Origin of the sequence: Wenjunlia tyrosinilytica, assembly GCF_014646055.1 — a bacterium.
Classification (GTDB): domain Bacteria; phylum Actinomycetota; class Actinomycetes; order Streptomycetales; family Streptomycetaceae; genus Wenjunlia; species Wenjunlia tyrosinilytica.
The window spans coordinates 44095-52850 of the sequence record NZ_BMMS01000040.1 but is presented as its reverse complement, the minus strand read 5'-3'; the positions used below and the strand labels follow the sequence as shown (position 1 = coordinate 52850).

Here is an 8756-nt window from a genome sequence, read left to right as displayed (position 1 = left end):
ACCGACGCAGCCTTCGTGGGCTCGACGGTCTCGGACTCGGACACGTTCTCACTGGTCATCGATGCATCTTCCATGATCGGGAGCTACACCGAACGATTTACAGTCCCACATTCGGCAACCGTGCCGGCCTCTGCTCATCATGTAGGCGCCCGCTCCGATTGGCGGTCGGGTTTCGACTGATAGACCTTGGCCTGGTGAGCTGACACACCTCTCGCCTACACCAGCGACACCTCGCCGTCGGGCAGCCACCCCTCCCAGTACCCGTCCACGAGATCGAGCATCTGGGGCGGCTCGACCGTGGCCCGCTCCGACCTGAGCTCGGACACGGCCCACCAGCGGGCTTCGGGCCCCAGCATCCGGCCGGGCCTGTCCTTCCAGCTGCCGTCGGCGGGCAGTACGAGTACCACGTAACCGCGTTTGTCCACGTCGTCGACGGCGAACAACCGCCCAACCACTGGAGCGATACGAACCGGGGGCAGTTGCCGTCGGCGACGCAGAAACTGCATCGCGGCACGGCGAAACGTCGCGCCGGCCCGCATGGGCACTTTCGGTACGGTCCAGCAGGGGCCCGCCGGCTCCCGGCGCCGCACCAGCAGGATTCGTCCCGTCAGCGGGTCCAGGATGACCGGGAATACGAAGTTGTACGGTCCGGGGCGCCGGGCGGTCGTCATAGGTCCACCCTGCGGATAAGTTATTCGAATCGCACCCCGTCGGTGCCATACGGGTGGCACGAGGCGTGCAGCCGTACGTAAACGGCGGCATTGCGACCGTCACTCACATCGGTGGTATGGCGCCGATCGGCGATTCGACAGCGCCGGCGCATCCAAGATCTGCTGCATGGGAGCAACCCCTTCACGGACGCGACGCGCGGCCGTCCCCGGGCCGCGCGTGATGGATGCCGTCTTGCAGCCACTCGACGGCGAGTCGCTGGCCAGCTGGGTCAACGCCATGGCCAGGCACCGCGAGGTTGAGACTGCGGCGCTGCTTCGAGACCTTCATCTCCATCGGGACGGTGCGCTGTCCATGGCACAGACACGGTTGTCCGAGCCGGTGGCTCGCCGGGTGCACAGGAGGACGGGAGTGGGCGAAGCCGTCCTCTACGAGATGACACTCGCTCGCTACGCCGGCAACGCCCTCCCTCATCTGCCTCTCACCCCGTGGACAGACTCAGCAGCCGTCGCGCAGTGGAGCTCATCGGCCTGGCTTTCGGATCACCGAGCACGCTGGTGTGCCCCATGCCTGCGCAAGAATGACTTCCGCTGGCCACTGCGCTGGATGCTGCCGTGGACCTTCGCGTGCCTCGAGCATCGCCTCTTCCTGGCCACCGAATGCATTCGATGCCTCTCCCCGGTCCACTACGGACGGCACTCCACGCTTCCGCGGGTGTGCGATGCCAGGGTGGACGAGCGGCGGCACACGTAGGAGAGTTGCGAGTACCCGATCGCCCTCCACAGGCCCCTCCCGGTCACCGATGATTCTGTGCTCCTCCATCAGGAGAGGATCAACTCCTGGCTCGACGGGCGTCCGACGGCTGGCGAGAGGCAGTTCGCTTCCCTCACTGCCGAGATGATCATGCTCGTGACCCCGGCCATGATGCGGCGTCGCGGCGAAGACCCGGCACTCCTGTGCCATCTCCGGTCACGCTGCGGGCTGGGCCTGGCACAGGAACGCGCCCCGTGGACCAATCCTCTGAGAGTTGCCGCGGCAGCCTCCGTTGCAAATCGGCTACTGGGCTCCAACGCGTCGGCTTCCGAAGTGGCCAGGAGAATCGAGGACATGAGGTCCCTCGACTACCGAGAATCACCGTGGCGGCTGGACGTCATGGAGTGGGCTTACGGATCGGCACTCCGCCCGAATCCCTACGTCGACGAACTCGTGCGCCTAGGAGTGATCACTGTCGGCGCGTATCGACGTTACTGATCCAAGGCGAGTTCGTGGCCGGAAGCTCACGGTCGTCAGCCGAGGAATCCGTGATCGCTACCGGCCTCGTCGCGGGGCCTCACCGTCCCCAGCAGTTCCTGGCCGCCGTCCTGGGCCCCCGGGGCTGCGGCAAGACCACCTGCTGCGCAGCCGTCGGCTTACTACGCGCCGACGCGGGCACCGTACGGCAGGAGCGCCATCTCCCGGGCGTTCTTGATCGCTGCAGCGATCTGCCGCTGCTGCTGGGCGGTGACGCCAGTGACCCGCCGACTGCGGATCTTCCCGCGGTCGGAGATGAACTTCCGCAGCAGGTCGGTGTCCTTGTAGTCGATGTACGTGATATCGGCCGCGTCGAGGGGGTTGGGGCGGGACTTGAGCGGCTTGCGGGGGTCGTGTCGGCGGGCCATGAGTGTTCCTTCGTCAGTTCTGATTTCGGCTTGGTGTCTGATGCCAGGGCTACGAGACGGGGTCGAGGAGGGAGTCGAACACGGCCGCCAGGTGCTTCCACGCCTCGGGGCCCGCGGCGTGCTCGTCGTCGGTGAGCAGGCAGGACTCGAGAAGCTGTGCCAGGCCGTCGCGGTCGAGGCCGGGAGAGGTGAAGACGAGGTGCTGGCAGCAGTCGCCGTGCTCGGGGTGCCAGTCCAGGGCGGCAGCGGCTCGGCGCATGGGCGGCACCATGTCCCAGGCGGCGTCCGGCAGGGAGGCCAGCCAGGGTCCGGCGTTCTCCACGCACAGCGCGCCGCCGGCGGCATCCCAGGCGAGCAGGGTGTCGGGGCGGTCGGCGAGCCAGAACCGGCCGCGGCTGCGGGCGGCGGCGCAGCAGAGGTCTTCCAGTGCCTGGTAGAGGCGTTCGGGGTGGAAGGGGCGGCGGCGGTGCCAGACGAGGGTGGCGACTCCAGCTTCGTCTGCCTCTTGGGGCAGCAGGGCGCAGGCCGGGTGCTGGGCGGCGGCCGCCGCTTCCACGTCGAAGCCGTCGAAGGCCAGTTGGGCGAGTTCGCCTGATCCGGCGGGCACCCGGCGGGCGGTCGGGTGGAGCTGGGTAAGGAGTGCGCGGTCCTCGTCGTCGGCGTCATCGCTGTCGACGAGAGCGAGCACGGGCGCGTACTCCAGCTGACGGGCCCAGGTGTCGCCGACCGTGCGCTGGTCGGTGGCGGCAGCGGCGAGACCGACCTCGGCCAGGTCGTCGCCGTTAGCGAGGTAAGGCAGCACCAGCGCGGGGTCGACGGCGGTCATCACGTTGGTGAGATCGAGGGCGTCTCCGCCGTGCGCGACGACGACCTCTGCCATCGCTTTGGGTTCGACGGAGTCCCACAGCTCGACGATCGCGAGCCGGGTCAGACCGCCGGCGGCCAGGCGCTCCAGCTCTGGGACCAGGTCTTCGCGCAGCGCGCAGCAGGCGCAGTCGTTGACGAGCGGGGCATCGCCGTAGGACAGCTGGCCCGAGGAGTCGCGCACCAGGCGCCGCAACGTGCCTTCGGCCGCTGAGGCCAGGTCATGGTGGAGGGCGACGCTGCCGGGGACGGTTCGCAGGAGGCGGTCCACAACCTCCTTGCGGGCGTCGGAATGGAGCCCGCCGACGATCACGACGGGCAGCCGGGGCTGGTTCTGCATCAGTTCGCCCCGCGTCCGCCGTAGCGGCGCTCGAATCGCTCGACGCGGCCGGCGGTGTCCAGGACGCGGGCGGCGCCTGTGTAGAAGGGGTGGCTCACGTTCGAGATCTCGACGTCGACGACGGGGTACGTGTTGCCGTCCTCCCACTCGATGGTCTTGTCGCTGGTGGCGGTGGAGCGGGTGAGGAAGGCGGAGCCGGCGGCTTTGTCGCGGAAGACAACGGGGCCGTACGGGGGGTGGATTCCGGGCTTCATGGCGTGGTCCTTCAAGGCAGGGGTGATGGGGTCAGCGTTCTTCGCGGAAGTCGACGTGCTTGCGTGCGATCGGGTCGAACTTGCGCAGGACCATGCGGTCAGGATCATTCCGCCGGTTCTTGCGGGTGACGTACGTGTAGCCGGTCCCGGCGGTGGAGCGGAGCTTGACGATCGGGCGTACTTCGTTGCGAGCCATGGGCGCTAGTATATGACAATGGTTTCCATTTCCAAAAGGAAGCCGCTTGAAGAGAGGCAGGTAACACCTTGTCCGCCCAATGCCAACTGACCGGCGCCCAGCCGGGCTTCGGCAACAACATCTCCCACTCGCACCGGCGTACCTCCCGGCGCTTCGACCCCAACATCCAGCGCAAGCGGTACTGGCTGCCCAGCGAGGGCAGGCATGTACGCCTGACGCTCAGCGCCAAAGCGATCAAGACGATCGACAGCATCGGTGTCGAGGCGGCCGTGGCCCGTATCCGCGCCCGCGGGGTGAAGCTCTGATGGCCAAGCAGAGCAAGATCGCGAAGAACGACAAGCGCAAGGCAATGGTCGAGCAGTACGCGGCCCGTCGGGCCGAGTTGAAGGAGATCATCCGCCGCCCGCGCACCCCGGAGCCGGAGCGGGCTGCTGCTCTGGCAGAGCTCCGGCGGCAGCCACGCGATGCCAGCGCGACCCGGGTACGCAACCGGGACAGCGTGGACGGCCGGCCGCGGGGACACCTGCGGCGGTTCGGGTTGTCTCGCGTCCGTATGCGCGAGCAGGCCCACGCCGGATTCCTCCCCGGAGTCACCAAGTCGTCGTGGTGATTGTCCCGCCCTGGCGGGGGGATTGGCTGCTGCTGGCCGTGACTCGGCGGAGTCACGGCCACCAGCCCATCGGCTCGCAGTGGATGAGGGCGTGTCCGGCCACGGTTCAGATCTCGCGGAAGGTGGTCGCCGCAGGTCGCTTGTCCGTGTGGGCGGGCGTCACGAGCCTTCAGTCGACGGGTGGGGCCCTGTCGATGTACGGGATGGGCGGCTCAGCGATTCTCTGGACTGTTGCGACGTCCAGTGCCAGGGCTGCGGAGGTGGTGCCCAGGGCGCCGCGTGGGTGCCAGGTACCCGTAACTTTCACCCAGGTGTCGGCAGGTGGTGCCTTCACAGCGTGCATCTTTACGGTCAACGACTGCGAGTCGGCCGCACAGCAGGACACAAGGAGCCGGGTCAGATCCCAGGTCCCGTCCTTGCCCGGCGTGACAAACCCCTGCATGAGTACGGTTCGGCCCTTGAGGCTCTGCTCGTCGTCCTGTTGCGCCCGGGCGATGAATTCGGTCAGGGACAGCGGGGCGGGGCCGTGAGCGGGGAGTGGCTCGAAGCGGTCGTAGTCCTCCACGATTTTCGGGTTGTTGCGTGTCGCGGTGTAGGAGCCCAGGGCCGGTGGGGCGAAGAGGAGCAGTGCGAGCGCGGGCGGTAGGAGAAGCCAGGCGATACGAGGGCCATGGGAGTGGTCGTGCCCATGCGATGACTGGATGACGGCGTCGCTGTGGGCCCCGTCGTGACCTTGGCCCCGTTCGAAAAGAGCCAGACCATCGCGTCGAACGCCGATGAGCCCCAGCGCGCACAGGGCGAGGCCGGAGGCGACGAGGAAGGGTTGCAGCCCTTCTTTTACGTAGCGCAGGCCGATGTCGCTGAACAGGGATACGCGCAGGACCCCGGCGCCGGTCAGCAGGAGCAGCAGGGCCTGGAAGGGGCGTCTCACAGCAGCCACCACCCGACGAGGGCACTGCACACGATGGCGACCACCGTGGTGGCCGCCGAGAACCGGACGGCGAAGGCCCGGCCGAACGTTCCTGCCTGCAGGGCGATCAGCTTCACGTCGACCATGGGACCGACGACCATGAACGTCAGGCGGGCGGTGGGCGAGAAGCCGGTCAGCGAGGCGGCGACGAAGGCGTCGGCCTCCGAGCAGACGGCGAGGACGACCGCGAGCCCGGCGAGGAACAGCACCGACATCCAGGGCGAGCCGGAGAAGGTGTCCAGCACCGATCGTGGCACGGTGACATTGAAGGTGGCAGCGGCCATGGCACCGAGTACGAGGAACCCGCCGGCGTGCAGGAAGTCGTGCTGGAAGCCGAGCCGGAACTCCTCCCACCGGCTGTGCCCCTGCTGGTGGCCGGTGTGCCGGGCCGGCATCCGCAGCCACTCCGAACGCCCGAGCCTCAGCCACAGCCAGCCCATCGCCGCGGAGACGGCAAGTGAGGCGATGAGCCGGGCAGCCACCACCTCCGGCTTGCCCGGGAAGGCAACGGCGGTCGCGGTCAGCACGATCGGGTTCACGGCCGGAGCGGACAGGAGGAACGCAAACGCGGCAGCCGGTGTCACCCCCCGCCGGATCAGACTCCCGGCCACGGGCACCGAGGCGCACTCACAGCCCGGCAGCACGATCCCGGCCGCGCTCGCCACCGGCACCGCGAGGACGGGGTTGCGCGGGAGCGCCTTACTGAACGCATGCGCCGGTACGAAGGCGTTGACCGCTCCGGAGATCAGCGTTCCCAGGATGAGGAACGGAAGGGCCTGAACGGTGATGGCCACACAGACGGTCTGCCACGCACGGAAGCCGGGGTGAGACAGCCAATCCGCCGCTCCCGCGACCCAGGCGAGCCCGCCGATGATCAGTGCCGAGGCAGCGCCTGCGGCAAGGATGGACGTCGGCGCGGGGCGATCCGGGCCGGTGCCTGTCCCCGGCTGTCTGCTGGTGTCGACCCGCAGGTCTTTCACCAACCCGTCCGCTTCGTTCACGTCGGCTCCGGTCGTCTGAGAGAGGCATCACGATAACCGCGAGATGCGCTCATCCCGGAGATTGGCTGATGCTCGCCATCGTCGGACACACGGTCGAGCCGGCATGGTTCACCGCGCTCGTAGGGCGGGTGGGCGTACCGGGTTGGGCAGTGCCGTGGCTGCGACCACTGCCCAACCCGGTGGCTTCACATTTGCGGTACGAGTTCGGGGTGCTCGTGCTCGCAGGCGTCGTCGATGCTGTAGGTGTCCCACGCGGGGAACGGATCGGCGGCCTGGAGGCTTTCGCCATCCTCCATGAGGCAGTCGGCAACGGCGGCCTGAAGTGCCTCGGTGCGCAGGCCGGTACCGATGAAGACCAGTTCCTGGCCCTGTGCGCTGTCCGCGTCCCGGGCGCCGGAGGGTTCGAAGCGGGCGACGGAGCCGGCCTGTGACCACAGGCCGGTCACGCCCGGGCGGCTGGCCAGCCAGAAGAACCCCTTGGAGCGCAGGATCTGACCGAAGGTCCCGCTGTCGAGTCCCTCGGTGACGAACGTCCACAGGCGGCCCGGGTGGAAAGGCACCTGGGAGCGGAAGACCGTGCTGGAGATGCCATACTCCTCGGTCTCCGGGACGTGGTCGCCGTTGAGTTCCATGACCCAGCCGGGGGCCTGCTGGGCCCGCCCCAGGTCGAACAGCCCGGTACCGAGAACATCGCCGAGTTCCACGCGCCCGCTGGTGGCGGCCACGATCCGGGCCACCGGGTTGAGGCGGGTCAGGGCTGCGCGCAGCCGGTCGGCGCTCTCCGCATCAACGAGGTCAAGCTTGTTGACGACGATGACGTCGGCGAACTCGATCTGGTCCATCAACAGATCGCTGACGGTGCGCTCGTCGTCCTCGTGCTGGTCGAGTCCGCGCTCGGCGAGCCCGTCCCCGCCTTCCAGTTCCGGCAGGAAGTTGGCGGCGTCGACGACCGTGACCATGGTGTCGAGGCGGGCCAGGTCGCCGAGGGTGGCGCCGTCGTCGCGGGGGAAGGCGAAGGTCGCTGCGACGGGCCACGGTTCGGAGATGCCGCTGGACTCGATGAGGAGGTAGTCGAAGCGGTCCTCGCGGGCGAGGCGGTCGACCTCCTCGAGCAGGTCGTCGCGCAGGGTGCAGCAGATGCATCCGTTGGTCATCTCGACCAGGCGTTCCTCGGTCCGCGACAGTGCGGCCTCGCCGCCGCGCACCAGTGCGGCGTCGATGTTGATCTCGCTCATGTCGTTGACGATGACCGCGACACGCAGGCCCTCGCGGTTGCTCAGAACATGGTTGAGCAGAGTGGTCTTGCCCGCTCCGAGGAAGCCGGACAGGACGGTGACGGGCAGTCGTTCGGCCATGCCCGTCAGCCTTCGGGGCGCAGCAGACCGCGCTCGTACGCCTTGGCCAGCCGCTGCGGCACCAGATAGGCGACGCCGTCGACCGTGATCGGCACGAGCTGCGGCGTGCTCGCCTTCCACTGAGCGCGGCGGTGACGGGTGTTGCTGCGGGACATCTTCCGCTTGGGTACAGCCATGGTTCGGGTCCTCTCTGGGCGGCGCGACGCAGACGCTACATGAAAATGGATTCCATTTCTAATGCAGGCTTTGCGTCACTGAGGCATCGGGATCTCGAAGTGCACCGTGCCGACACCGGGACCGTGCTCACCGGTCGTCCGGGCGTCGAAGACCTCCTTGGCCAGGCTCCGCCAGAAGGCTTCGGCTCCCTCCACCTGGACATTGGTGTGCAGATAGATGCTGTCGTAGCCCGGGGTGGTGGCGGCGAAGTCGCATGCCCTGCGCACCAGGGTCCGCGCCAGACCGTGCCGCCGGTGCTCGGCTTTGACGTAGACCCGGACGATCTGCGCGGTCGTGCCCGGCGGGTAGCGCTCGGCGAGCCAGCGCGGGTGCGGCGGATGAGCGGGACCGACCGATCGCACGCCGGTCGTGGCCACCACCTCGCCGCCGTGCACCGCCACCAGCAGCAGATGCCGGGGGTCGTCCAGGTAGGTGCCCACGATGTCGACGACGTCGCGGTGCCATTCGGGTACGTAGCCGTAGCCGAACTCCCGGTAGAAGGTATCGAGCATCACGCGGCGCGCTCCCTCCATGTCGGCGACCGTGGCGGGGCGCACGGTGTACGCGGTGTGCGGGGGGTTCTGCTGGGCGTCGGTCATCGCGTAACTCCTTTTCGCTGAGAA

General features: G+C 68.2%; 14 protein-coding genes. 4 read left to right on the top strand and 10 right to left on the bottom strand.

Annotation, left to right across the window (positions count from 1 at the left end; translation table 11 throughout):
• Positions 1 to 180 (top strand): hypothetical protein (locus IEY86_RS37020; protein WP_229698931.1); only part of this gene is annotated, 180 nt, incomplete at its 5' end.
• Between the two features lie 35 nt (positions 181 to 215).
• Here IEY86_RS37020 and IEY86_RS31555 read toward each other — a convergent pair.
• Positions 216 to 671: an NUDIX hydrolase gene (locus tag IEY86_RS31555; RefSeq protein WP_189135339.1), complete on the bottom strand. Its 456-nt coding sequence runs from the start codon at positions 669 to 671 to the stop codon at positions 216 to 218.
• 166 nt (positions 672 to 837) lie between these two features.
• Between IEY86_RS31555 and IEY86_RS38280 the strand changes: the two genes are divergently transcribed.
• Positions 838 to 1422 carry a TniQ family protein gene (locus tag IEY86_RS38280; protein ID WP_373287117.1) on the top strand — a complete coding sequence of 195 codons (585 nt, stop codon included), beginning with the start codon at positions 838 to 840 and terminating at the stop codon, positions 1420 to 1422.
• Positions 1423 to 2081: 659 nt separating this feature from the next.
• Here IEY86_RS38280 and rpsR read toward each other — a convergent pair.
• From rpsR to rpmG, 4 genes are read right to left on the bottom strand one after another with little or no spacing between them, the layout of a single operon-like run.
• On the bottom strand, positions 2082 to 2327 hold the full coding sequence (gene rpsR / locus IEY86_RS31545; protein ID WP_189135337.1) for a 30S ribosomal protein S18: 246 nt from the start codon (positions 2325 to 2327) through the stop codon (positions 2082 to 2084).
• A 49-nt stretch (positions 2328 to 2376) separates the two neighbouring features.
• On the bottom strand, positions 2377 to 3531 hold the full coding sequence (locus tag IEY86_RS31540; protein WP_189135336.1) for a CobW family GTP-binding protein: 1155 nt from the start codon (positions 3529 to 3531) through the stop codon (positions 2377 to 2379).
• Positions 3531 to 3785 (bottom strand): type B 50S ribosomal protein L31, encoded by a 255-nt coding sequence (locus tag IEY86_RS31535; RefSeq protein ID WP_189135335.1) that lies wholly within the window; start codon positions 3783 to 3785, stop codon positions 3531 to 3533. The genes IEY86_RS31540 and IEY86_RS31535 overlap by 1 nt, the downstream gene beginning before the upstream one ends.
• A gap of 31 nt (positions 3786 to 3816) precedes the next feature.
• Positions 3817 to 3981: a 50S ribosomal protein L33 gene (gene rpmG, locus IEY86_RS31530; RefSeq protein WP_189135334.1), complete on the bottom strand. Its 165-nt coding sequence runs from the start codon at positions 3979 to 3981 to the stop codon at positions 3817 to 3819.
• Between the two features lie 68 nt (positions 3982 to 4049).
• On the opposite strand from rpmG, the gene rpmB reads away from it, so the two are divergent.
• Positions 4050 to 4286, top strand: coding sequence for a 50S ribosomal protein L28 (rpmB, locus tag IEY86_RS31525; protein ID WP_189135333.1), 237 nt, complete (start codon positions 4050 to 4052; stop codon positions 4284 to 4286).
• Complete coding sequence (gene rpsN / locus IEY86_RS31520; RefSeq protein WP_189135332.1) at positions 4286 to 4591, top strand: 30S ribosomal protein S14; 306 nt, start codon at positions 4286 to 4288, stop codon at positions 4589 to 4591. The genes rpmB and rpsN overlap by 1 nt, the downstream gene beginning before the upstream one ends.
• A 169-nt stretch (positions 4592 to 4760) precedes the next feature.
• Here the strand turns inward: rpsN and IEY86_RS31515 are convergent, their stop codons facing one another.
• The 5 genes from IEY86_RS31515 to IEY86_RS31495 all read right to left on the bottom strand — a co-directional run bounded on the left by IEY86_RS31515 (position 4761) and on the right by IEY86_RS31495 (position 8732).
• Positions 4761 to 5522, bottom strand: a complete 762-nt coding sequence (locus IEY86_RS31515; protein WP_189135331.1) for a TIGR03943 family putative permease subunit — start codon at positions 5520 to 5522, stop codon at positions 4761 to 4763.
• Positions 5519 to 6544, bottom strand: a complete 1026-nt coding sequence (locus tag IEY86_RS31510) for a permease (RefSeq protein WP_373287118.1) — start codon at positions 6542 to 6544, stop codon at positions 5519 to 5521. Before IEY86_RS31510 ends, IEY86_RS31515 begins: the two co-directional genes overlap by 4 nt.
• A 203-nt stretch (positions 6545 to 6747) precedes the next feature.
• Positions 6748 to 7917, bottom strand: a complete 1170-nt coding sequence (locus IEY86_RS31505; RefSeq protein WP_189135330.1) for a GTP-binding protein — start codon at positions 7915 to 7917, stop codon at positions 6748 to 6750.
• A gap of 5 nt (positions 7918 to 7922) precedes the next feature.
• The gene (gene rpmF, locus IEY86_RS31500; RefSeq protein WP_189135329.1) at positions 7923 to 8093 is read right to left on the bottom strand and encodes a 50S ribosomal protein L32; all 171 of its coding nucleotides are present in this window, start codon (positions 8091 to 8093) and stop codon (positions 7923 to 7925) included.
• A gap of 75 nt (positions 8094 to 8168) precedes the next feature.
• A complete protein-coding gene (locus IEY86_RS31495) occupies positions 8169 to 8732 on the bottom strand; it encodes a GNAT family N-acetyltransferase (protein ID WP_189135328.1) in 564 nt (187 codons plus the stop codon).
• Between the last annotated feature and the right edge of the window lie 24 nt (positions 8733 to 8756).